Below are 25,715 nucleotides of genomic sequence, written 5' to 3' on the forward strand. Positions count from 1 at the left end.
TCAATCTCATCGGTCTTTTCAATCTAAAAACTACTTGACAATAGCTTCTAATACAGAGAGTATTATTGTCACTTGTTAATTCCTTGTTGCATTCAAGCCATCCCGGGCTTCCTGGTTGGCCGGATCCAACAGAAGAGCCTTTTTATACCAGAAACGTGCTATGGTAATGTCTCCATCTTCGAAAGCTTTTTTCGCGGTTGCATTGATTTCAACTACACGTTCTGCAGATCTTCCCTGCAAACGTTCCTGCACCAGGCGTTCAATCTCAGCAAGCTGTTCTTTCGGATATTGCTGCTCGGGTTTCTGTCCGAGCGCCTGGTTGTACCAACCGCGGGCAACCGCCAGTTCACTTTCGCGGAAATTAGTGTCGGCCAAATCAATAAATCGTTGGTATTCACGGTCACGTTCACTAATTATCATTCCGCTTAATAAACGGTTGATTTCGTCAATTCGCTTCTGCGGATAGGCTTCCTCCGGTTTCAGATCGAGCGCTTTGAAATACCAGGCACGCGACACGTTATACTGTTTATCTTCAAAGAAAGCATCGGCCTTTATTATAAGCTGATCATACAATGCATTTAACCCTGATTCAGCCAAAATCTTTTGTTCATCCAGCTCTTCCTGCATTTTGGCGATGTTGGCCCTGCGGCGTTCCACGTCAGCAGCAGCGTCGGCTTCTGATTGTTTACGGGCTTCGGCCTGGGCCAGCATTTCATCTATTTTTCTTATCTGCGACTTCGGATATTCTTCTTCAGGTTTAACCGCCATAGCAATTTCGTACTGAACTCTTGCATCGCTGTACTTTTGTGTCCTGAAAAATCCGTCAGCAACTACAATCACATTGCGGTATTTTTCATCCAGCGCCCGCTGTTCCATGATCCGGTCAATTTCCGCAATCTTATCTTTAGGATAGACTTCTTCGGGTTTCAGATCAGCAGCTTTCACATAATTTTCTTTTGCCGGGGTATAACTGTTGGCATTAAACAGCCGGTCGGCCTGTTGAATCAGATTAGCGTATTGCCGGTTAAGCGCATCCTGTGCAGCTTTGGCATCTGCCAGTTCTTTAACAATCCTGCCGATTTCATCTATCCGTTGCTGAGCATAGCTTTCTTCCGGTTTTATATCCATTGCGGCCCGGTATTCGGTGCGTGATTTTTCGTAGTCTTTTTCATTAAACAGATTATCGGCCCGGGCAATTGCATCGGCATAATTTTTATCCTTCTCTGCCTGAATCGCGGCCAAACGAGCGGCTTCCGCTTCCGCAGCTTCTTTTGCCAAACGTTCGCGGTTGGTTACGATCGAATCAATCTTGGCCAGCTGCTCATCCGGATAAGTTTCTTCGGCCTTGGCATTTTTGGCTTCGTTGTAAGCGGCAATGGCTGCCTCCCAACTTTCGGCTTTAAATTCACGGTCGGCTTTTGCCACTGCATCTTCGTAAGCTTTCTGAGTTGCGGAAAGTTGAGCCAGCACATTCCCGATTTCATCAATCCGTTGCTGCGCATAGCTTTCTTCGGGTTTTATTTCCAGTGCCGCGCGGTATTCTGTTCTCGATTTTTCGTAGTCTTTATCGTTGAACAGCTTGTCAGCCCGGGCAATTGCATCGGCATAATTTTTATCCTTCTCTGCCTGAATCGCGGCCAAACGAGCGGCTTCCGCTTCCGCTGCTTCTTTAGCCAGGCGTTCGCGTGTGGTTACGATCGAATCAATTTTGGCCAGCTGTTCATCCGGATAAGTTTCTTCAGACTTGGCATTTTTCGCTTCGTTGTAAGCGGCAATAGCTGCCTCCCAACTTTCGGCTTTAAATTCGCGGTCGGCTTTTGCCACAGCATCTTCGTAAGCTTTCTGAGCAGCTGAAAGTTGAGCCAGCACATTCCCGATTTCATCAATCCGTTGCTGCGCATAGCTTTCTTCGGGTTTTATTTCCAGTGCCGCGCGGTATTCTGTTCTCGATTTTTCGTAGTCTTTATCGTTGAACAGCTTGTCAGCCCGGGCAATTGCATCGGCATAATTTTTATCCTTCTCTGCCTGAATGGCGGCCAAACGAGCGGCTTCCGCTTCCGCTGCTTCTTTAGCCAGGCGTTCGCGTGTGGTTACGATCGAATCAATTTTGGCCAGCTGTTCATCCGGATAAGTTTCTTCAGACTTGGCATTTTTGGCTTCGTTGTAGGCCGCAATGGCTGCCTCCCAACTTTCGGCTTTAAATTCGCGGTCAGCTTTTGCCACAGCATCTTCATATGCTTTCTGAGCAGCTGAAAGTTGAGCCAGTACATTTCCGATTTCATCAATCCGTTGCTGTGCATAGCTTTCTTCGGGTTTTATTTCCAAAGCTGCGCGATATTCTGTTCTCGATTTTTCGTAATCTTTTTCATTGAACAGATTATCGGCCCTAGCAATCGCATCGGCGTAATTTTTATCTTTCTCTGCCTGGATAGCAGCCAAACGAGCGGCTTCCGCTTCGGCAGCTTCCTGCGCCAGACGTGTTTGCTCCGCTACCAAACCATCGATCTTACCCATCATTTCCGCCGGGTACGTTTCTTCCGGTTTTATCTTTGCAGCATTTGCAAAAGCAGTTCTTGCATCGGGGTAGTTCTTTTGCTGGAACAATCTGTCGGCATTGGCCACCGCATTTTGATAATCGGCATTGGTTTTGGCAATGGCTGCCAGAATATCTCCGATCTCAGCCAGCTTTTGTTTTGGGTATGCCTCGTTGGGTTTTATACCCAGCGCTTCGGTGTATCCGTTCCGGGCAAGCTCATAATTTTTCCCCGCCATCTGATCGTCAGCCGAAGCCAATACTTGGGCATAACGTGCATCCACTTCCATTTCAGATACAATCCGGTTAATTTCAGCAATACGTTCGCGGGCATGTTCATTTTTCCCATCCAGCTCAAGCGCTTTCTCAAACAAAGCTTTTGAATCCGGATATTTTTGTTCGTTAAATTTCTTATCTCCTTCTGTCAGGTAGTTTTCAATGTTCTCTTTGATGTAGAGGAGTTCGCGAATTTCTTCCACCCGTTTTGTCGTTCGTGGTTCATTGGGGACCAGGATCAGCGCTTCTTCGTAATTCGTAAGCGCGGTAGGGTAATCTTCTTTTTTGTAGGCTTTGTCTCCCTCGGCCACCAAACGGTCAAACGACATTTGATCGAGAATGCCCTGCATAATCTTTTTGGTATCTTCAATTCGGCGGGTGGCTTCCAAATCTCCGGGTTTATAGGTCAGTGCATTTTCGAACTGGGTAAGCGCCCGATCATAAAACTGTTTCGAAAACTGACGTTCGCCCTCCATCATGGCCTCTTTGTAATCTTTTTGTTTCTCGGCATCTCTTGCCTGATCGGCGATCAAGCCGTTAATCTCATTGATTTTGGTTTTAGGATACTGCTCGTTGGGTTTAATCTCCAACGCCTTTTGAAACAGCCCCAGCGCTTCGGTGTACAACATCTCTTTAATCGACTTGTCGCCGTTAGCGATCAGTTCCTGGTACTCCCGCTCTTCCAATTGTTGTTTTTGTAAAGCCGTTATTTTCTTAACCTGATCGTTTACATATTGATCAAATGGCTTAATGGAAAGCGCCCGGTTATACGAGTTTTTCGCATCAGAATAATTACGCTGTCCAAATAACAAATCACCTTCTTTCACCAGTTTATCAAAACGCTCCAGCATTGCTTTATCAAGCTCTTCGGCCGCCATTATCAAGCCCAGCAAATCGTTGATTTCGTTGATCCGGTCTTTGGGAAACTGTTCTTTCGGAAAGATTTTGCTCGCCGCTTTGTAACCGTCCAGCGCATCCAGAAACTGCTCATCAGAGTATTCCTTACCCGCCTGCTCCAGTAATTTATTGTATTCCTGGCGCAATTCGGCCAGTTCGGCACGGGTAAGCTTTGCCATGTAATCGGCGCGTTTGTCTACAATCTGAGCCTGCATAACAGCCTGCTCAATCAGCTTTTTGATTTGCGCATCGTTGTAATACAACTCCTTCACAAAGTTATCTACACTTGGACTGTAAAATATTTTCAGAATGTTGTTTTCGGAAAAAGACGCGTCAATTCCCGGAATTTCAGTAAACAAGGTAATATCTACCGGAAAAGGAGGAAAACGCGGATCGGAATCCAGAATAGCTTTGGGAACAGCTGTTTCCACTGCGATTTTTTGCGAAAAGTGTCCGGCATGTTCAAATACCAGTTCATATTTATGATTGTAACTCAGCTCCACCTTGTAGTTCCCATCGGCTCCAACACCGTAATTATCCAAACGCTGACCATCGCGGTACATCTGGATAATGGCACCTTCGGCAGTGCCGTCTTCCACCGAAATTTTACCTTCAACAGCAAGTCCGCTGCTTCGTTGCGAAAAAGCGGCATTTACATTTAAAATCAAAAAAATACAAATGAATGTCCGGACGAAAAAAACCCTCATAAAAACGCAATTAATTTAAATCTAAACGAAAATAAGACTATTTAATTATCCATTTCTAAAAATGCCGGCAGAATTTAAATCCTGTACTATTTTTTACATTTGAAAGAATCGACATACGTTTTATGACACTTTTCGATTCAAAAGTATTATTTTGCCGCATCCTTAAAATTTCGATATAAAATCATGATCAAAAAAGAAGCATCACTTCTGATGGCACTGTTACCAATTGGCATTCTCATTTCCCTGCTGACGCTGAATGTTATTTTGTTTGACGACACTTTGGCGGGTGCCAACCAGATTGCATTGATGCTGGCTGCTGCGGTAGCAGGCTTGGTGGCAACAAGGCTCGGATACGGATGGGGCGAAATCAGCGCAAAAATTGTTTCGACCATTGGCTCTGCGATGCCTTCCATTTTGATTCTTTTGCTGATCGGTTCGCTGGCCGGAACATGGCTGATTAGCGGAGTTGTACCGGCGATGATTTATTACGGGCTGGATCTGATCAGTCCAAGATTGTTTCTTTTTACAGCGGTTGTGGTGAGTTCAATCGTGAGTGTAGCTACCGGAAGTTCGTGGTCGACCATAGCAACCATCGGAGTCGCCCTTTTAGGAATTGGGCAAGCGATCGGTATCAACGAAGCCATAGTTGCCGGTGCCATCGTGAGTGGCGCCTATTTTGGCGATAAAATGAGCCCCCTGAGCGATACGACCAACCTGGCTCCCGCCATGGCCGGAACCGATCTTTTCACTCATATCCGTTACATGATGTTTACCACGGTTCCCACACTGACCATTACGCTGATTATTTTCCTCGTAATAGGTTTCAGATACGATTTCTCGACAGCCGTAGTTGATGTTGAAAACGTGAAATCAGCCATCGAAGGAACATTTAATACTTCTCCCCTGCTTTTTATCGTTCCGGTGGCACTGCTGGCGGTTATCGTGATGAAAGTTCCGCCGCTGCCTTCTCTTTTTATTGGAACATTGCTCGGCGGAATATTTGCCGTTATTTTTCAGCCACATATTATTGAAGAAGTAGCCGGACATCTTGAAAATTATGCCACTGCGTCCTACTACTCGGTAATGCAAGCCATGTTTGGCGACATCAGCCTAACAACACCGGATGAGAATGTAAATAATTTGCTGAGCACTACAGGAATGAGCGGAATGCTTGACACGGTTTGGCTGATCCTTTCGGCGATGATATTTGGCGGTGTAATGGAATCTGCCGGACTACTAAAACGGATTACGCAACCCATTGTAAAATATGCACAAAGTACAGGTAGCCTGGTCGCTTCAACTGTTGGAACCTGTCTGTTTTTTAATACAACGGCATCTGATCAGTACATTGCAATTGTAGTTCCGGGTCGTATGTATCGTAAAACCTACGAAGAAAAGGGTTTGAAACCCGAATTGCTAAGTCGTACCCTGGAAGATAGCGGGACTGTCACATCGGTATTAATTCCGTGGAATACCTGCGGAGCAACACAATCGAGGGTGCTGGGAGTAGATACCTGGTCGTATGCGCCTTATGCCTTTTTTAACATTATAAGCCCGTTTATGACCATACTGTTTGCTTACCTCAATATCAAAATCAGAAGGTATGCGCCGGGAGAAAAGCCGGTTGTTGCGGAAGTGGAAGATTAGGTTTCAGTATTCAGTCGCAGTTAACAGTATTTTAATAGCTTTCAGATTTTTCCCAGATAAAAGCTGGCAGCTAGTGGCTCGTAGCTGGAAGCTGATTAAAGCACTTCTGTATTCAGGCTCCTCCTCTTGCAACGCATTCTTTTTCAACACTTTAAATCGCATAGATACTCCTTGCAGTAACTAATTGAAAGATTATTTTAAGAATTGCAGACTTCCTTAATGCTAACGAGAAGCAACATCCCTTTAAACCTTAAGAAATTGTTAGCAACCGTTTTATGATCAAACCAATGTAACTTTTGTTCTTAAACTTTCGTCAACCATTTACACAAAAAGACTAAATCGAAACTCTTTCTTGTGTTTAAGCTGTTTAGGACCGTTGATGTACATTAAAAGTGAATCGCTTACTATATCTGGATTTCTTCACGATAGATTCTGAATATATCCGATAAATTATTTATATATCTATTTATGTAGATATATAGATTTCAAAACATATATTTGCAGCGAAAATTAGAAATAAAAAACCATTTGCATATGTTAAGAAATCGATTTACCAAAGTACTGATTTTTTTCGTTGCTATCCCATTTTTTAATAATGCTCAAACCCGTTCTCTGAGTTTGCAGGAAGCATTGAATCTGGCAGCGGAAAATAATCTGAACATCAAAAGTGCTGAAGCGCGTATAAACGCGGCTAAAGCCTCGTACCGGATGACCAATTCGGTTTTCCTTCCGGGAATTGAAGCCAGTCATACCGGCGTAAGTACCAACGATCCCCTTTCAGCTTTTGGATTTAAACTAAAACAGGAAATCGTTCAACAAGCCGATTTTGATCCGGCAAGATTGAATGATCCGGGAAGTTCGGAGAATTTCGGCACAAAACTCGAGATTCAGCAACCGCTGTTGAATCTGGATGGAATTTATGCCCGTAAAGCTGCCAAGAGCCAATTCGAAGCCATGAACTACCAGGCAACACGCGTTCGGAAAAACATTGAGTATGAAGTAAAACGCGCTTATTTTATGCTGGAACTGGCAGAATCGTCGGTTGAAGTTTTGGGACGATCGGTAAAAGTGGCCGAAGAAGCGCTTCGATTAACCAAAAACAACGAAGAGCAAGGCTTTGCGAAACATGCCGATGTGCTGGAGGCTTCGGTTCGATATGAAGAACGTAACAATCAGCTTCAGGAAGCCAAAAACAACCGCGAAGCTGCGCACGATTTTCTGGCGCACTTGCTTGGGCTGGAATTCAGCGAACAAATCACCACAACAGACTCACTGGTTCAACCTCCGGCTCAGTTGCTGAGCACTCAAACCGGGTACAGTATCGAAAATCGTTCGGATGTACTGGCATTTCAAAAACAAATTGAAGCCGGCGAAAACATGGTTAAAAGCAATAAAATGAAGTTTGTGCCACGGGTGAACGCCTTTGGTGCCGTTGAATGGAACGACGACAAATTGCTGGGAACTTCGGCCAATAATTATATCGTGGGCGCATCGCTCAGCTGGAAATTATTTAACGGTTACAAAAATGCCGGAGCGGTTCAGCAATCCAGAGCACAATTAGACGAAGCCAAATACAATTACCAGGATTACCTGTCTCAAAGCCAGATACAAGTAAACAATGCCATCAGAAAAGTAAACCTCAACTATAATCGTATTCAATCGAGCAAATTGGCCAAAGAACAGGCGAATGAATCGTTGAGAATACGTACCAACCGATTTGAACAGGGACTTGAAAAAACAGCTGATTTGCTAATGTCGGAAGCCCTCGCATCGGGAAAAGAACTGGAATACATACAATCGATTTATAATTACAAGCAAGCCATTTTCGAAATGGAACTGCTCCTTGAAAAAGATATTAACGAATAAAAGCCTTATAAAATGAAAATGAAATCAATTAATAAAAACCTGCTCATCGCTGTAACTGCGATGGGATTATTTCTGGCCTCGTGTGGCCATAAGGAACAAGCTGCAACAACCGAAAATACGAATAAAATTTCGGTAAAAATTGCCACTGCCCAACTGGAAGAATTTCCGATGGAAACCAGTTTTTCAGGGAAACTGGAAGCCGATAAACAAAGTAACCTGAGTACCCGGATCATGGGACAGATCACCTCCATCTATGTAAAACCCGGCCAGAAAGTAAATCAGGGCGATCTTTTAATTCAAATCCGAAACCAGGATATTCTGGCAAAAAAAGCGCAGGTTGAAGCCAACAAGGCAGAAGCCACAACGGCTTACGAAAGTGCTGAAAAGGATCTGAAACGTTTTGAAGCGTTGCACGCATCTAACAGTGCATCAGACAAAGAATTGGACGATATGCGCACCCGTTTTCAAATGGCAAAAGCCCGTGTGTCGGCCGTTGAACAAATGGAACGCGAAGTAGAAGAAAACATCCGTTATTCTTCTATCAGGGCGCCGTACAGTGGCATTATTACCAGCAAATTTGTAACCGAAGGAGACATGGCAAATCCTGGAATGCCTTTACTCAGCATCGAAAGTCCCGCCTTGTGGAAAGTTTATGCACGTGTTCCGGAACTGGAAATTGCCAATGTTAAATTGAACGATCCGGTAAAAGTACGCTTTACTGCTTTACCCGGAGTAGAAGTGGAAGGAACCGTTTCGGAAGTTAATCCTTCTTCTACGAATACAGGAAGTCAGTTTGAAGCCAAAATCTTATTAAATGCCGATGCTGCAAAATCTGTCGATTTGTACAGCGGAATGTTTGCAACTGTGCTTCACGAAAAAGGCACTCAGAAAATGATCCGTGTACCACAAAACAGCCTTGTTACACGCGGCCAGCTTGTTGGCCTGTATACCATCGGAACAAACAACAAAGCGTTGCTGCGCTGGGTACGCACGGGTAAAACGTATGGAGATTCCATCGAAATTCTTTCCGGATTAAACGATGGCGAAAAGTATGTTCTGTCGGGCGAAAGTAAATTATACGATGGAGCCATTGTTGAAAATAAATAAGCAAGAAAGATGAAGACAGGATTTTCTGGCGGAATAGCCAAAGCATTTATAAACTCAAAGCTGACGCCACTTCTGATGATTGCCTTCATGGCCATTGGAATCTACAGCTCATATCTTACACCCCGGGAGGAAGAACCGCAGATCGATGTACCGATTGCCGACATTCTTTTCCGTTATCCGGGTGCAAGTCCGAAAGAAATTGAATCGCGTGTAATGCAGCCACTAGAAAAAGTGGTCGCTAATATTCCGGGTGTTGAATATGTGTATTCAAACTGTATGCCCGGCCAGGCAATGATGATTGTGCAGTTTTATGTGGGCGAAGACATTGAACGCTCGCTGGTAAAAATGTACAACGAGATTATGAAACACATGGACGAGATGCCCAAAGGCACTTCTCTCCCACTCGTTAAAACACGCTCTATCGACGATGTTCCGGTGTTGGGGTTTACGCTTTGGAGTGAAAACTACGACGACTATCAATTAAAACGTATTGCGCAAGAACTGAACAACGAAATAGAACAGGTTGAAAACGTTTCGGAAACCAAAGTGATTGGCGGACGCTCACGTGAGATCAGAGTTGTTTTAAACAACGAATTAATGGCAGCCGCACATGTGGATGCCTTAATGATTGCACAGCAAATTCAACTGGCAAACGGGCAGTTCCAGGCCGGAAGTTTTGATAAAAATGATACAGAATACCTGGTGGAAGCCGGCGATTTTTTGAAATCATCAGAAGATGTGGAAAACCTGGTAGTTGGCATTAATGGTGGAAACCCGGTTTACCTAAAGCAGGTTGCCCAAATCATCGACGGGCCAGAAGAGCCAATTCAATACGTTCAGTTTGGATATGCAAAAATGGATCCGGAGCGTGAGAATCACCCCGGAGAATATCCTGCAGTAACCATTTCAGTGGCAAAACGCCGCGGAGCTGATGCGATGCACGTTTCGGATAAAATTCTGACCAAACTGGAATTACTAAAAAAAGACCTTATTCCTGAAGATGTGACGGTAACTGTAACCCGAAATTATGGGGAAACAGCATCGCATAAAGTTTCTGAATTGCTGTTACACCTTTTGGTTGCAATCGGCGCAGTAACTGCTTTAGTAATGCTGGCCATGGGCTGGCGCGGAGGTCTGGTTGTATTTATATCGGTGCCGATTACGTTCGCACTTACCATGTTCAGCTACTATTTCCTTGATTATACGCTGAACCGAATTTCGCTCTTTGCTCTGGTGTTTGTTACCGGGATCGTAGTTGACGACTCGATCATTATTGCCGAAAACATGCACCGCCATTTTAAAATGAAAAAACTGCCTTTTATTCAGGCAGCTATCCGTTCGATCGACGAAGTAGGTAACCCTACCATTCTAGCAACATTTACGGTAATTGCAGCCGTACTGCCGATGGTGTTTGTAAGCGGTTTGATGGGGCCTTATATGAGCCCGATGCCAATTGGAGCTTCCATCGCGATGATCTTTTCATTGCTGGTAGCACTGACCATTACTCCCTACCTCGCCTACCGCTTACTTCGTCACGATAAAAAAGGACACGAAGAGAAAGAATTCCGTATGGAAGATTCCATCATCTACAAATTATATAAAAGAACCATCAATCCGATGTTGGAATCAGGATGGAAACGATGGGGATTCATTATCGGTGTTGCTGTTTTATTGTTTGGATCGATGACTTTGGTTTATTTCAAACTGGTAGCGGTGAAAATGCTTCCGTTTGACAATAAAAACGAATTCCAGGTGATTATCGATATGCCGGAAGGAACCACGCTGGAACGCACTGCTGCAGTAACCAAAGAACTGGCTTCCTATATCGCGGAACAAGACAATGTGCTCGATTACCAGAGCTATGTTGGAACTGCATCTCCAATGAATTTCAACGGGCTGGTGCGTCACTACGACATGCGTCAGGGATCGAACGTTGCCGATATTCAGGTGAATTTAACGCATAAGACTGACCGTAAGCTTCAGAGCCATGATATTGCCAAAGCCATCCGTCCCGGATTGCAGGAGATTGGCAAAAAATACAATGCTAACGTAAAAGTAGTGGAAGTTCCGCCCGGACCTCCGGTATTATCCACCATGGTGGCAGAAATTTATGGTCCCGATGAAGAAGTTCAGATGAACATTGCAGAGCAGGTAAAAGGTTTGTTCGCGCAAACTGCCGATATGGTAGATATCGACTGGTATCCGGAAGATGACCAGGTCGAATACAAATTCAATGTACTGAAAGAAAAAGCCGCATTGTACGGGCTTTCAACACAACAAATTACGCAAAGTCTGGCAATGGCATTGGGCGGACAGGAAGTGGCGCAGTTGTACCAGGAAAACGAATACAAACAGATTGGAATTAAACTTCGACTGGATGAAAAAGGTCGGTCGGGAGTAAACGATCTGAAGAAAATAAACATCATGAGTCCGATGGGACAAATGGTTTCACTTGGCGATGTAGTGGAAGTAGAGAAAGGTTTGCAGGACAAAAGCATCTACCGCAAAAATCAACGCCGGGTGGTTTATGTTACTGCCGATGTAGCGGGTAAACTGGAAAGTCCGGTTTACGGAATTCTCAGTATCTCTGATGAATTAAAAGGCATCAAATTACCCGAAGGCTACGCTTTGAACGAAGAATTCACAGAACAACCATTCTCTGAAGAAAATTACAGTTTGAAATGGGACGGTGAATGGCAGATTACATACGAGGTTTTCCGAGATTTGGGAACCGCTTTTGCAGTGGTATTGGTAGTTATTTACCTGTTGATCATCGGTTGGTTCCAGGATTTCAAAGTACCAATCGTTATGATGATCGCTATTCCTTTATCACTGGTTGGTATCCTTGTCGGACACTGGCTGATGGGAGCTTTCTTCACTGCCACATCCATGATTGGATTGATTGCGTTGGCGGGTATAATGGTCCGAAACTCGATACTGCTTATCGACTTTATAAACCTGCGGCTTGCCGATGGAATTCCGCTGAAAGAAGCCATTATTGAGGCTGGTGCTGTTCGTACCACCCCTATTCTGTTAACAGCAGGTGCCGTGGCCATCGGAGCAGTAATCATCCTGTTTGACCCGATTTTCCAAGGCTTGGCCATTTCGCTCATAGGAGGTACCATTGCCTCTACATTCTTAACGCTGGTAATCGTTCCGCTTATCTATTTCATGACTGAAAAGAAAAAGTATCCTGTGGAACCGGCGGAAGTTACGATAACAGACAAAATAACAACTAACGAATAAAACTATGAAGTTTGTAATGATTCAATGTGTGGAAGCACATCACCACAATCTGGCTCATATCCTTGACCAGCTCCACATAAACTCGTACAGCGAAACCGAAGTGGAGGGTTTTATGAAAGATGTGGAGGGTAAAAAAGAAATCTCGAACTGGTTTGGATCGATGAAACGTCCGTACCGCTACATTATTTCCTTCACATTTTTGGAAGAAGACAAAGCAGAAGAATTAATGCGAAGGGTTCAGGAATTCAATGATTCCGTAGAAAGAATAAGCCCGATTAACGCTTACATTATGAATGTAGAGAAATATGTTTAACGAAAATAAAGAATCATGAGGGAGAGAATCATACGCGCGGTAGCCGGAACCTTTGTTCTGGTGAGCATTCTTTTGGCAATTTTTGTTCATATCTACTGGCTGGGGCTGGCAGTGTTTGTAGGCATAAACCTGCTTCAGTCGTCCCTGACAAAATTTTGTCCGCTTGAATACTTTTTGAAAAAAGGGGGAATTCAATAGTAGCATTTGGTTTTTTGATAAGTAAAAGGTTGGTGATTCATTTCATCAGCCTTTTCTTTTTTGTGTTTTTTCCAAAATAAATACCTCCCTTCAATTTCAACATATTGCACATTTCAAGTCCAATACTTCTCCCCTGATGTAGCTCAGCCAAATTCACAAATCCACCATTGGAAACAACAAATAAGAACATTCAACACCTGGAAAAAACACCGAATCAAAAATAAATCATATTGCACATATGTTTATTAATAATTTACTTTATCTTTGTTTAAGACTTTCAAATTAATGAATTCAAAGATACTACCATGAAGACGATCATAACATCCAAAGGGAATGATTTACAATCGGTATTTGACCCAAAATTTGGGCGTGCCGGATGGTTTTGTGTATACGACAACGAAACCCGATCAACTCATTTTATTGAAAACAGTTTTAAAAATGTAAATGGAGGAGCCGGAACAAAAACCTCGGAGATGGCAGCTGAGTTAGGAGCTGCGCAAGTGATTTCGGGTGATTTTGGCCCCAAAGCAAGAACCATGCTCGAAAAATTCAAAATACAAATGATTATTCTGGAAGAGGAAGGTCAAAGTGTCCAGAAAATTATCGACAAGATCAATAAAGATTAGAATTAATAACAGCATTTAAGAACTATCGATATGAGAAAAAAAATTGCAATACCCGTTGACCAAAACCACATTCTTGACGGGCATTTCGGACACTGTCAGTATTTTTCGTTACTGACCCTGGACGATCAACAAATTGTTGAAGAAGAAACTGTCACTCCTCCCCCTCACGAACCCGGTTTGCTCCCCAAATGGCTGGCGCAACAGGGAGTTACCGATGTTCTGGCTGGCGGAATGGGACAAAAAGCCATCGAAATTTTTAAATACAACGATGTGAATGTTTTTGTGGGAGCGCCCAAATTACCAGCCCGCGAGCTAACCAAAGGATTTCTTGATGGAACCATCAGTTTTACGACCAACTACTGTGACCATTAATATATTGTTTTTTAAAACCGGAAAGTAGAACCTTATAGTCCGGATTTGAATTAGCTACTGAGAATTTCCCCGGAATAATATTTCGGGGATTTCTTTTAGCCGAAAAACAGCTGTAATAAACAGACACCTAAAAACTATCGGTATGCGTATTGCTATAGCGAGCGGTAAGGGAGGAACCGGCAAAACAACGGTTGCGGTTAACCTCTATTACCAGCTTTCAAAATATTTGGAGAACCAGGTCCAGCTGATCGATTGCGATGTAGAAGAGCCCAACGACCTTCTTTTTATTCCTAAGGCTGAAAAATCCAATACAAACAAGGTCTATTCATTAGTTCCTAAAATTGACAGAGAGAAATGTACTTTTTGTAAAAAATGTTCCGAATGGTGCGAATTCAACGCCATCAGTATTGTTAAGAACCTGAAATTTGCCGAGGTCAACAAAGACCTTTGCCACTCGTGTGGCGCCTGCTCTGTTGCCTGCAATTTTGATGCTATCAGCGAATACCAGAATCCGATTGGGACCATTTCGGAATATACAACCACCTTTGGATCGGGCGTTATTGAAGGCCGGCTCGAAATCGGATCTTCCATGCAAACATCACTGATTCGGGCACTAAAAAAGCAGACGAACAACCCAGAGATGCTTCAATTACTCGATGCTCCACCGGGAACCAGTTGCCCGGTTGTCGAAACGGTTTCAGGCGCAGCTTATGTCATTTTGGTAACCGAACCCACTCCTTTTGGCGAATATGATTTAATGCTGACTGTGGAGTTACTAAACGATCTTAAAATTCCTTTTGGAGTAATCGTGAACAAAGCCGGACTGGGGAATCATTCGGTTTACGAATTTCTAAACAAAAACAAAATCGAATTGATCGGCGAAATACCTTTTTCAAAGGAATTTGCGGTCAATTATTCGCGCGGAGCACTATTAGATCAGATTTCGGAAGAGATGGAGATTTTTTATCAATCGACTGCTGAACGACTGCTGGAGTTAACCGGAATCAGAAAATTAAACAACTGAGCAAATGAAGGAAATTGCAATAGTAAGTGGAAAGGGAGGAGCCGGAAAAACCAGTATTACAGCGGCATTGGCTTCGTTGGCAAGCAACGCAGTGTTTTGCGATAACGATGTGGATGCAGCCGATTTACATCTTATTTTTCAACCGAGCATTCAGGAAATCCATGCATTCAACAGTGGTTCTTTCGCGAAAATTGATCCTGAAAAATGCACAAAATGTGGTTTGTGTGAATCTTCCTGTCGTTTTGACGCCATACACACAAACACCGATTCGTTTCCAGAAGTAAATCCCTTTCAATGCGAAGGATGCCGTTTGTGTGCAAGAATTTGCCCGGCAGAAGCCATTTCGGTTACCGAAAATTTCAATAACCAGTGGTTTGTTTCCGACACCCGCTTTGGGAAAATGGTTCATGCTAAAATGGGCCCGGGAGAGGATAACTCCGGACATTTGGTGACGCACATTCGTGAACGCGCAAAAGAAATAGCACGATCGGCAAAAGCCGATTTTTTGTTGAACGATGGCCCTCCCGGAATTGGATGCGCTGCCATTGCTTCCATAACCGGAACGGATGTGGTTTTGCTGGTGATCGAGCCAACAGTTTCGGGGCTGCACGATGCCAGGCGTTTAAAAAAGCTGGTCGATTCATTCAAAATTCCGATGTTTGCAGTGATTAACAAATGCGATATCAACCCGGAAATGACAAGCGTTGTGGAGGATTTTCTGCAAAAAAATGGTATTCGCTTACTGGGAAAAATACCGTTCGACAGATTAATGGTGGAATCGATGGTACACAGCCAGACCATGATGGAATACGCTGCCGAGTCTGAAACGGGAAAAGAGCTTCAGCATATCTGGAGAAAACTAAACGAAAAAGTACAATGAAGCTGACAGTTTTAACGGACAACGTCGCTGGTGGCAGGTTTCAGGCCGAACACGGTCTTTCGTACCTGATTGAAACGGACACTGAAAAAATTCTGTTCGATACCGGTCATTCTGATGTTTTTCTGAAAAATGCAAAAAAGCTGGGAATCGACATTCAGCACGAAGTTCAAAAAATTGTATTAAGCCACGGGCACTGGGATCATGGAAACGGGCTTCAATTTCTTCGGGGGCAAACACTGATCACCCATCCGGAAGCTTTTCAGCAACGTTTTCGAAAAAAGAACCACTCTCCTGTCGGACTTGAAATGAGCCGGGAAGAAATTACTGCGTCCTTCGATTTAATAACAGCCAGAGAACCTGTGCAAATAACAGATAAGCTTTGGTACCTGGGCGAGATACCCCGAACCAACGAATTTGAAGCCCAAGCAACAAGCTTTGAATTTTCGGATGGCTCAGAAGATTTCGTTTCTGATGATTCTGCGCTGGCTGCGGTTGTAAACAACCAACTGGTGATTATTTCGGGTTGTGCCCATTCCGGCATTTGTAATATTTGTGAATACGCAAAAAAAGTGACTGGAATCTCAAAAATCAAAGCAGTAATCGGTGGCTTTCATCTGAAAGAGCAGAATCACCAAACCCGTGAAACCCTTCGTTATTTCGCTGACAATAAAGTGGAGCAAGTTTTTCCTTCACATTGCACGGAACTACCTGCGCTTGCCTTATTTCAAGATGCATTTCACTCAAGACAGGTAAAAACGGGAATGGTATTTGAATTTTGAGTCGCCTCTAGTACGCCATCTGAAAGACAATTTCACTTAATCCGGCTACTTTTTGATGCTTTGGATCGATGTAAATACGAACGGTCAGTTTTCTGTCTTCCACTTTTACAATTCTTTCATCCGTCCATTCCTGCACTCCACGAGCCAACGACAAGGTGTTGGCCATAACGCCTTCGTACTCTATTTTTTGCCACGATTCCCTGTCCACATCTCCCACCTTTGCCCGAATACGATATACTCCGTTTTTAACATTGATCTCATAATCAAAATAATCACGTGGATTAACGCATTGGGCAGGTGTCCCCGAGAAGATCTGTTTTTCCATCCGCACATTTCCCTCTTCGCGCTTTGATACAGAAGCTAATTTGTCCGCCACATTCCAACTCCCCCATATCCATCCTTTACCCAAATATTCTTCAAATGCATCATTGTTTTTTTCGGCTCCTGCAGCGGAAATCGCTTTTCCGAAACTAATTTGTCCTTTAGAGTACGACTTTGTAGTATTATAAATATGACCATAATACAACTCGTATAATTGCGGGAAGAAATTGATACAATTCGCAAACCGATTCTTGTACGAAGGAATGGTGTCGCTGTAAACCACCGCCAGGTGTACATGTCCCCAATCGGCGTCTCCCCAAGCTGTGCCTATTAATTCGCCTCTCGTTAGATTTTGCCCTTTTTTTACTTCCAGATTCTTATCGTAAAGGTTATCGTACACATAATAAATGCCGGAATAAGATTCGCTTGCCAGTAAAACACAAGCCGCTCTGTCTTCAGCTTGTTTGTCAATCCACACCACCGTGCTATTCTCAAGCGCCACCAGCCAATGTTTTTCCAGTCCTTTGGCATCGTCTAAATCAATTCCAATTCCGGGAAAAGTTTCATAGCTCTGTTTCTTACTGTCGTACAAAAAGGAATACATGTACGCATCTTCGTCTCCACCCCAGGTAAAACCATGACTAAAATTTACAGGGAAGACAAACTGCTGTTTTTCCAGCAGGGATTTATTCGCACCAGCCACACACAGCAATACATCTTCTTTCAGCAAACCGTGAATCGTTGAATCGACCGACAAAGCTTTAAGGTTTTTATTGTCGGCCACAAAAAAAGGCAAACCAGTTGAACTGGCGTGCGGAAGCGAACGACCACTCGCTTTTAAACAAAGTGTATCATGCCCTACTTTCAACGTATTGTACCGGTTCTCAATCCTCAGCAATTTTATTTCAGTACTGTCGCACCAAATACTTTCGCCAATACTAAGGTTGAAATAAGCAGAATTTCCCCACTTAAAATCTGGTTGGGTCTGCCCCGCAACACTGAAAGAAAAACTCAGCAGCACTATCGCAAATCCTATGGAAAAGAGGCATTTCAATATTTCGGATTAAAGGTAAAACGACTGATCAACGGCGGAAAGACGACGAAATATATTTCAGCCCGTCGAATAAACCGGTACGCCAGTACTCCCAGCTATGCGAGCCGTTCCGAACCCTGTATTCGTGCGGGATACCCAGGTCGCGCATTTTCACATGAAGTGCAGAATTTCCTTTATACAGAAAATCGTCATCGCCACAATCGATGTAAAAACGAACCGATTTGAGTTTATCTTTCTCCACACTGTCGAGCAGGTGGATCGGGCTGTTTGCTTTCCAGTAATCACTTACTCCGGTTTCTGCCTTCTTGCCGTAAATATCTTTGAAATAATGATCATACCGGCCGTTTCCACTGATTTCTTCATCGGTAAAAGTTCCTGCACTCAGGGCCACACAAGCTGTGAATAATTCCGGATGATGCATGGATAAAAGCAAAGCACCGTTCCCACCCATCGAGAGGCCCGCAATTGCCCTAAATTCTTTTTTCGCCCGGATGCGATACTGTTTTTCCATTGCCGGAATAAATTCTTTTATAAACATATCCTCCCAGGGATCTTTCCCGTCAAAGCTGTTTACATACCAGCTCACTTTTCCGTCAGGCATAATAATGATGCAGGGAGGAAAATCTCCGTTGGCAATTCCTTTATCGGCGATGGTATTGGCTTCACCAAACTGAATCCAGCCGGTTTCATCGTCAGAATATCCATGTAACAGATACAACACCGGATAACTGCGATTGGAAGTTTCATAATCGGCCGGCAAATAAACCGAATACTTAACAGGGTATGAAACCAGCTTGCTTTCAAACTCCAGCGATTCCATCACTTTTCCATTTTGAGCCAACAAGGAAAACGGAAGAACAATCAAAAGACAAATAAAAAAGTGTTTATACATGATTTAGGTTTTTAAAGTACGTTTTACAAATCTATTATTATTTAGTTCAATGTCCTAAACATTCGAAAGACTTTCGCCAATAGTCGGAAAACTAAGCACATCTATTTTAAAAATTGCCGATTTTTCAATGTATTTCTACTTAACATTCCATAGATTTTGTAAATTTGATTGCGTTCAGAATGCATGCAGAAAAACCAAATGAAATTAAAGCTTCTTGTTAGTTTATTGGTAGTATTAACCGGCTTTCAGAGCCATGCGCAATCGGTTGGCGTGGTATTAAGCGGAGGCGGTGCCAAAGGGATGGCTCATATTGCCGTTTTAAGGGTATTGGAAGAAAACAATATCCCTATCGACTACATTGCCGGTACGTCTATCGGTGCAATCGTAGGCGGTTTATATGCCGCCGGGTACAGCCCCGATGAAATGGAAGAGTTATTTAAGTCGGACGATTTTTATTTCTGGTCCACGGGGAAAATCCAAACCGGATATCGCTATTATTTCAAGCAGCCGGAAGCCGATCCCACCTGGCTTCAGCTGAGAGTTACCCGGAAAAATGAAAAAGTGAAACTCCTTCCCCCCACCAACATTGTTCCGGCCGAACAAATGGACTTTGCTTTTATGGAACTCACGGCAGCCACCAGCGCCGCCTGCGACTACGATTTCAATAAGCTGATGGTTCCGTTTTTTTGTGTTGCCGCCGATGTGTATAACAGCAAACCCGTGGTTCTGCGAAACGGCGATCTGGGGAATGCTATCCGGGCATCGATGACGGTGCCGCTTTATTTCAAGCCGATAAAAATAAACGGCAGCCTGATGTTTGACGGTGGTTTGCTTAATAACTTCCCAACTCAGCAAATGAAGGAGATCTTCAAACCTGATATTATTATCGGACATAAGGTCGCCAATAATGCCAAAGCAGCTGAAGCCGACGATGTAATGCAACAGATCTCGAACCTGGTAATGCGCCCCACTAATTTCGAGATTGACCCGAAAGACGGGATTTTGCTCGAAACAAAATTTGAAGACGTTGGCCTTCTTGATTTTGATAAAATTGATCAGGCAATGGCAGCCGGCGAAAAAACGGCAAAAAATGCACTGGACAGTATAAAAATGCTCATAGCAAGGAGAGTTCGGCATGAAGACCTGCAGGCTAAACGTGAAAATTTTGTTGCCGGTAAACCTGCCCTCTACTTTCAAAATATACAAGTGGAAGGCGTTGATGATAATATGCAACGGCAGTTTATTATCCAAAGCATGAAACACGGCATGCCGATTGTATCGCTGGAAAACCTGAAAAAGGAATATTTCAAACTGGTAGCCGACCAGCAGGTAAAATCGATACAACCCCTCACCTATTACAACAAGGAAACCGGTTATTTCGATTTACATTTAAAAGTGGAACCGGAGAAAAAAATAGATGTAAACATTGGCGGAAATATTTCGACAAAGCCCATCAATCAGGGATACGTGGGTGTAAATTACCGAGCCTACAACCGACGGGCTTACCTGTTAAATTCGAACCTGTTTTTCGGGCGTTTTTACAGCTCATTTAAATTGGGTGGACGGATTGATTACCCCTCGCGACTGCCTTTTTATCTGGCGTCTTATTTCACGCTCAACCGATGGGATTATTTTGCCTCAAGCTCCGAATTGTTTTTCGAAAATGTGCGCCCGCCCTACATCATCCGCGACGAGTTGAATTTTCGAGTAGAAGGTGGTTTCCCGCTTGGGCTCAACAGTAAATTCTATACAGGAGTTGCGTATTCATCAGCTTCAGACCAGTATTACCAAACCGACATTTTTAACAAAGAAGACGAACCCGATGAAAGTACATTAAATGCCTTTGTTGTTGATATCCGGCTCGAAACCAACTCTCTGAATTACAAACAATATGCGACGGAAGGACTTCTCAGAATGCTCGACACTAAATATGTTGTGGGAGAAGAAGGTCACTTTCCCGGAAGCACTTCGGAGATAAGCGGAAAAATACACCAGCATCAGGAATATTTCCAGATGAATGCCAAGCTGCTCCGCTATTTCAATTTTGGCAAAGCATTCACACTGGGCCTTCATGCGGAAGGTTTGCTGAGTACTAAAGACTTGTTTCGGAATTACAAGGCGGTGAAGCTGAATGCTCCGGGCTTTCAACCCACGCCACACAGCAACTCACTGTTTCTGAACAATTTTCATTCGAACCAGTTTACCGCAGGTGGATTAAAAACAATATTTCACTTTTCTCCCGACATGCATTTGCGGCTCGAAGGTTACGGCTTTCTGCCCATTAAAGAGGAACTAATAGCTGAAGATTTAACGGCTTACAAAAGCAACGATATTTTCCACAATGTGTACTGGCAGGGAATGGCGGCTATGGTCTATCAAACCGGAATAGGCCCGGTTAGTTTGGCCGTGAACTATTACGATAAAGAAAACACCAAGTGGTATATCACCCTTAATTTTGGCTACATTCTCTTCAACAAACGCGGACTGTAATTTTATTTTCTGAAAAAATGCGGCATAGCTCCATCCAGCTGAAACGAGATCTCGATCACTCCCCGAAACATTCCGGATTGATACCAGGGTGTTTGATAAATAATCTTTGTTTTTCCGTCTTTTTCTGTGGTGTACATGTTATCAACCGGCTGTTCCAACATTTCCTTTAACCTCGTTTTGGAAGGCTCGGGGTGACAGTCCAGTAAGTTGGTTCCCAAAAGACCGGCACCTCCGTAGTTATGGAATTGTTCCACCGAACGTTGATTCATATAAACGATGGTTCCCTTTCGATCACAGACAGTTATGGCGCCGCTAAACTCCTCGGCCCAATCAACATTCAAATCGTTCAAGGTCATTTTTTACAGTAGCATTTTACCCACTCAATCTCGAAATTGGCCGATGACGATACCGGGTCGATTACAAGACTTGAAGCTTCAATAAATAACTGTTTGTTCATTTCTGGCTTTTCCTCCTTCAGAATCTCAACATTGTTGATTTTCCAGGTAAAAGTTGATCCCGCTTTCTCCACACTAAAAATGTAGGTGTCTTTTTTCAGATTTGAAATGTCGATTCCCTGACTTTCCACTTTTCCGTTTCCATTTAGGAACGTAAAACCCAGATGATTTCTTGCTCCCATTTCCAGAAGATTTACACGGTTGGTTGGTTTCTCTCCTGTAAGGTACAACGAACTCATTACCTGTTTTACGGGATCGAACTTAATTTTCGCTTCCAGAATTCCATCATTCAACACAAAATTGGGTGCACTGGAGACGAGTCCCGAAGTATATTCAAAATCGGTGGGCACAAATCCTGCCGGCATTCTCCAAACTTTTCCCGATGCTTTTTCTTTTTTTACCTGAATTACAAGCTTTTGATCCACTTTCAGGTTACTGCCATTGGTAAAAATATTAAGGTCGCCCGGTAAAGCATAGTTTTCACCCAATGTTTTTCCTGCCATCGGTGTGGTTGTCGACCACTTTCCGGCATCCAATGATTTTCCGGTGAATTGATCCTCAAAAACCACTTCCCAGGTTTTAAAGAATTCAAAATCGTTTGAGTTTTTGTATTTGAAATAGTTGACAAATTCAGGCTTCTGTTTGTCTTTCAGGTACTGCTGATACTTGGCGTATTCGGGTGTTTTCTCCCAACGCTTCCTATCTTCCAGCCAGGCTTTCTGTTTCTTGTATTCTTCTGACTGCAACAGCGCTTCCAGCTCATAGTAACGTTTCAAGTCGAAAGAATCCTTTACGTCGAGGTAATTTTTGTAAAGCGGTGATTTCTCGTACTTCAAAACAAATTTAACCGTTCCATCCGCCGCCAATTGCTTAAACTCGGATTGCTTTTTATACGCCTCACTTTTTTCAAACTTTTTCTTGTCTTTCAAATAAGCTTCTTTTTCCCTGAACTCTTTCGACTCCACCAAAGCTTTCAGCTCCTCGTATCTTTTCAAATTGTGGCTGCCGTTGGTTTCCTTGTATAGTTTGAGTTTTTTCGATTTCTCCAGTTTAAAGTAGGCTTTAATCGCTGCATCTCCGCTCAGCTTTTTAAATTCAGCTTTGTCTTCTTTACTTCGGTCGGAAGCATTTTTCAGCTCATTGTATTTCTTAAACTTCTCTGAATTCTCTGTTGCCTCATGTTTTTTCAAGGTCTCCGAACCGTGCAACTCGAGGTAGGCTTTTATTTCAGCCGATTTTGCTAAGCGCATGTATTCCTGCAGATGTTTTTCTTCTACCGATCCTTTGAATACCTGGCTGACAATCTCCTTTTTTTCTTTTTCAAACTGCCCTTCTTTCATATAGTCGAGCAGCGTGTAATAGTTTTTCAGCTTATCCGAATCCTGTTCTTTTTCAAATCTTTTTAAGTCGGAAGAGCTTTCAACCGCAAAATATTTTTTTATCGGTCCCGACTTTTTTAGTCGCTGAAATTCCTTTTCTTCTTTTTCTTCTTTACTCCCTTTAAAAGAAAGACCTTCAACTTCTTTTTTCTTGTTTTTGAAGGCATCCGAGTTCACCCAAGCTTCCAACTCCAGAAAAGCCTTTAATTCTTCAGAAGCCTCCGTTTGCAGAAATGCTTCATAATCGCTTTTTAACTGGATTCGTTGTTGCTCAACGGTAGATGTAGGTTTTATTTTACCGGTTAGTTGAAGTGAAAAGATTTTGAATGACATCCGTTTGTATGTTAGATTCGTTTCTCAAAAATAGAAATTTCGGGCATTATTTTGCAAAACCAACGCCACACATTTCCCGTTGCGGGCATTTTTTAGCGAAACTGTCTCAAAAACATCAGTTTTTAACAAAATAAAAAACACCGATGAATTTTCAAGAACGTGTTGTTTATATGTTTTCCGCACCGCAATTGGCGATTCATCTAATTTTAAATAGTTTTGGTTTTCATCTAAATTTCCAGTATGATTAGAAATTCTGAATTGATATTGAACCCCGACGGAACCATTTTTCACTTACACCTGAAACCGGAAAATATTTCAGACAATATAATTTTGGTGGGCGACCCTGCAAGAGTTGATTCCATTGCCACCTTGTTCGACGAAATATTGTTTACCACCCAAAACCGGGAATTCAAAACAGTTACCGGCATTTATAATAAAAAACGGTTCACATTGATTTCAACCGGAATTGGCACCGATAACATCGACATTGTAGTAAACGAACTCGATGCTTTAGTCAATATCGATCTGGAAACCCGTGAAATAAAAAAAGAGCATAAAAGCCTGAACATTGTCAGGATTGGAACATCGGGAGGACTTCAAACCGATTTGCCGGTAAATTCGTTTGTTGTTTCCGAAAAATCGATCGGTTTTGATGGTCTGCTGAATTTTTACGCAGGCAGAGACAAAGTGGCTGATCTGGAGTTAGAAGCAGCATTTAAAGCCTACACCGCCTGGGACAGTTCATTGGCATCGCCTTATGTGGTAGATGCTTCACCGGAACTTTTATCGCGGTTTAGCACAAAAGAATTCTCGCACGGAGTGACCATTTCTGCTCCCGGATTTTATGGTCCGCAAGGCAGAGAGTTGAGAATTCCTCTGGCCTTCCCGCATTTAAACGAGAAAATTGAATCGTTTTCGTTCAAGGGCCTTCGCATTACCAACTTCGAGATGGAAAGTTCTGCGATTTACGGACTTTCCCGCTTACTGGGGCACCACGCATTAACCGTTTGCCTGATTATTGCGAACCGGGTAACGCTTACCGCCAACGGGAATTACCGCGACGAAATGAAAAAACTAATCCAACTTGTACTTACTACCCTATCAAAATAAACCTATGGACAAAAACCGTTTAGATGCGCTCATTAATCTCCTCGACGACCCGGACGAAATGGTGTATGCGTTAGTGGAGAAAGCGTTGCTAAAAAGTAAAGGTGACATTATTCCCATGCTTGAAAAGAAATGGGAATCGAGTTTTGATGAGCATAGCCAGGAACGGATCGAGAATATTATCCAGCATTTACAATTTAAAGAAACCAAAAGGCGCTTAAAAAAATGGTTGGCTAAAGATCCCGGTGAACGTAGTTTGGTCAATGGCTTTTGCCATGTAGATCGGTTTCAGTATCCCGATCTCAATCCGTTAAACATTCAGGCGAAAATCGAAACCCTTAGGAAAAGTATCTGGCTGGAGCTTAACAACTCGCTTACCATACTCGAAAAAACCACAATCCTCAATCATTTTTTATTCAATATCAACGGATTTGCGGTTAATCTTAGCAATCCTCATTCGCCCCAGAACTGTTTTCTGAATCAACTTCTGGACACCAAAAAAGGGAACCCGGTTTCGATGAGTATTTTTTACACCATAGTTGCCCGAATGCTGGAAATACCAGCCCATCTTGTCGATTTTCCAAAAAATCCGCTGGTGGCCATTGTCGATGCCGAATTGGCGAAGAAGGTACACGGAGCAGCGGTTGATTCGGATGTTTTGTTTTATATAAATCCATCGAACAAAGGAGCGGTTACCAGCCGAAAAGAAATTGAATATCATCTGAAAAAGAACGACTATCTCCCGATGTACGACTATACAGAGCCTAAACCCGATACTTTGTTTATCGTACGCTTGCTCGAATCGATGCAGGAGGCGTATCAATCGGTAGGTTTTCAGGATAAAGAGGAAAAAATCAAACAGTTGCTGCGTTTGTTTTAAAACAGCTTATATTTCACTGAATTTGCACTTTAAACAGGATTCCCATTAAATTCCGGAACAACGACAGCTTTTTTTATAAAGCATGTTGAAAGTCTCCGTGTAATTCCGGTTTTACTCTGTGCAACTCTGTGGCAAAAGATGATCAGCAAAAGTTTTGACTAGTCCTAAATAAGCGTTACAGATTATTGGACTAAGTTAATAGATTTACAGACCGTTTCAAAGCTAGCTTTGAAACGGTCTGTTCTTTTATAGCTTTTAATTTTAATGGTATCTTGTTTGTGCATTTGCTCTGGTGTCAGCATTTCACAGGACCAGTGAGGTCGTTTGTTATTA

Annotated in this window: 19 protein-coding genes; 14 read left to right on the plus strand and 5 right to left on the minus strand. The window is 43.0% G+C overall.

Annotation, left to right across the window (positions count from 1 at the left end; all coding sequences use genetic code 11):
* Positions 1–75 precede the first annotated feature (75 nt).
* Positions 76–4,413 carry a hypothetical protein gene (locus MR764_RS12395; protein ID WP_247979737.1) on the minus strand — a complete coding sequence of 1,446 codons (4,338 nt, stop codon included), beginning with the start codon at positions 4,411–4,413 and terminating at the stop codon, positions 76–78.
* A 183-nt stretch (positions 4,414–4,596) separates the two neighbouring features.
* Here MR764_RS12395 and nhaC point away from each other — a divergent pair, with 183 nt between their 5' ends.
* The 11 genes from nhaC to MR764_RS12450 all read left to right on the plus strand — a co-directional run bounded on the left by nhaC (position 4,597) and on the right by MR764_RS12450 (position 16,471).
* A complete protein-coding gene (nhaC, locus tag MR764_RS12400; RefSeq protein ID WP_247979738.1) occupies positions 4,597–6,060 on the plus strand; it encodes a Na+/H+ antiporter NhaC in 1,464 nt (487 codons plus the stop codon).
* 534 nt (positions 6,061–6,594) lie between these two features.
* Positions 6,595–7,926 (plus strand): TolC family protein, encoded by a 1,332-nt coding sequence (locus MR764_RS12405; protein ID WP_247979739.1) that lies wholly within the window; start codon positions 6,595–6,597, stop codon positions 7,924–7,926.
* A 12-nt stretch (positions 7,927–7,938) separates the two neighbouring features.
* On the plus strand, positions 7,939–9,033 hold the full coding sequence (locus MR764_RS12410) for an efflux RND transporter periplasmic adaptor subunit (protein ID WP_247979740.1): 1,095 nt from the start codon (positions 7,939–7,941) through the stop codon (positions 9,031–9,033).
* 9 nt (positions 9,034–9,042) lie between these two features.
* Positions 9,043–12,279, plus strand: coding sequence for an efflux RND transporter permease subunit (locus MR764_RS12415; RefSeq protein ID WP_247979741.1), 3,237 nt, complete (start codon positions 9,043–9,045; stop codon positions 12,277–12,279).
* Positions 12,280–12,283: 4 nt separating this feature from the next.
* A complete protein-coding gene (locus MR764_RS12420) occupies positions 12,284–12,592 on the plus strand; it encodes a hypothetical protein (RefSeq protein ID WP_247979742.1) in 309 nt (102 codons plus the stop codon).
* Between the two features lie 15 nt (positions 12,593–12,607).
* A complete protein-coding gene (locus MR764_RS12425) occupies positions 12,608–12,790 on the plus strand; it encodes a DUF2892 domain-containing protein (protein ID WP_247979743.1) in 183 nt (60 codons plus the stop codon).
* A 305-nt stretch (positions 12,791–13,095) separates the two neighbouring features.
* On the plus strand, positions 13,096–13,416 hold the full coding sequence (locus MR764_RS12430) for a NifB/NifX family molybdenum-iron cluster-binding protein (RefSeq protein ID WP_247979744.1): 321 nt from the start codon (positions 13,096–13,098) through the stop codon (positions 13,414–13,416).
* 30 nt (positions 13,417–13,446) lie between these two features.
* Positions 13,447–13,788 (plus strand): NifB/NifX family molybdenum-iron cluster-binding protein, encoded by a 342-nt coding sequence (locus MR764_RS12435; RefSeq protein ID WP_247979745.1) that lies wholly within the window; start codon positions 13,447–13,449, stop codon positions 13,786–13,788.
* Positions 13,789–13,930: 142 nt separating this feature from the next.
* Positions 13,931–14,812: an ATP-binding protein gene (locus MR764_RS12440; protein ID WP_247979746.1), complete on the plus strand. Its 882-nt coding sequence runs from the start codon at positions 13,931–13,933 to the stop codon at positions 14,810–14,812.
* 4 nt (positions 14,813–14,816) lie between these two features.
* The gene (locus tag MR764_RS12445; RefSeq protein ID WP_247979747.1) at positions 14,817–15,692 is read left to right on the plus strand and encodes an ATP-binding protein; all 876 of its coding nucleotides are present in this window, start codon (positions 14,817–14,819) and stop codon (positions 15,690–15,692) included.
* Positions 15,689–16,471 carry an MBL fold metallo-hydrolase gene (locus MR764_RS12450; protein ID WP_247979748.1) on the plus strand — a complete coding sequence of 261 codons (783 nt, stop codon included), beginning with the start codon at positions 15,689–15,691 and terminating at the stop codon, positions 16,469–16,471. The genes MR764_RS12445 and MR764_RS12450 overlap by 4 nt, the downstream gene beginning before the upstream one ends.
* Before the next feature lie 7 nt (positions 16,472–16,478).
* Here MR764_RS12450 and MR764_RS12455 read toward each other — a convergent pair whose 3' ends face one another.
* The gene (locus tag MR764_RS12455) at positions 16,479–17,846 is read right to left on the minus strand and encodes a M23 family metallopeptidase (RefSeq protein ID WP_247979749.1); all 1,368 of its coding nucleotides are present in this window, start codon (positions 17,844–17,846) and stop codon (positions 16,479–16,481) included.
* Between the two features lie 28 nt (positions 17,847–17,874).
* Positions 17,875–18,738: an alpha/beta hydrolase family protein gene (locus MR764_RS12460; protein ID WP_247979750.1), complete on the minus strand. Its 864-nt coding sequence runs from the start codon at positions 18,736–18,738 to the stop codon at positions 17,875–17,877.
* A 198-nt stretch (positions 18,739–18,936) separates the two neighbouring features.
* Between MR764_RS12460 and MR764_RS12465 the strand changes: the two genes are divergently transcribed.
* Positions 18,937–21,228, plus strand: coding sequence for a patatin-like phospholipase family protein (locus tag MR764_RS12465; protein WP_247979751.1), 2,292 nt, complete (start codon positions 18,937–18,939; stop codon positions 21,226–21,228).
* Positions 21,229–21,230: 2 nt separating this feature from the next.
* Here MR764_RS12465 and MR764_RS12470 read toward each other — a convergent pair whose 3' ends face one another.
* Together MR764_RS12470 and MR764_RS12475 are read right to left on the minus strand one after the other, a co-directional pair.
* Positions 21,231–21,584: a PAS domain-containing protein gene (locus MR764_RS12470; RefSeq protein ID WP_247979752.1), complete on the minus strand. Its 354-nt coding sequence runs from the start codon at positions 21,582–21,584 to the stop codon at positions 21,231–21,233.
* Positions 21,581–23,395 carry a hypothetical protein gene (locus tag MR764_RS12475; RefSeq protein ID WP_247979753.1) on the minus strand — a complete coding sequence of 605 codons (1,815 nt, stop codon included), beginning with the start codon at positions 23,393–23,395 and terminating at the stop codon, positions 21,581–21,583. The genes MR764_RS12470 and MR764_RS12475 overlap by 4 nt, the downstream gene beginning before the upstream one ends.
* Before the next feature lie 240 nt (positions 23,396–23,635).
* Here MR764_RS12475 and MR764_RS12480 point away from each other — a divergent pair, with 240 nt between their 5' ends.
* Positions 23,636–24,505 (plus strand): nucleoside phosphorylase, encoded by an 870-nt coding sequence (locus MR764_RS12480; RefSeq protein WP_247979754.1) that lies wholly within the window; start codon positions 23,636–23,638, stop codon positions 24,503–24,505.
* A gap of 4 nt (positions 24,506–24,509) precedes the next feature.
* Complete coding sequence (locus MR764_RS12485) at positions 24,510–25,382, plus strand: transglutaminase-like domain-containing protein (protein WP_247979755.1); 873 nt, start codon at positions 24,510–24,512, stop codon at positions 25,380–25,382.
* The last annotated feature ends 333 nt before the right edge of the window (positions 25,383–25,715 follow it).

Origin of the sequence: Maribellus sp. YY47 (genome assembly GCF_023111095.1) — a bacterium.
Taxonomy (GTDB): Bacteria; Bacteroidota; Bacteroidia; order Bacteroidales; family Prolixibacteraceae; genus Draconibacterium.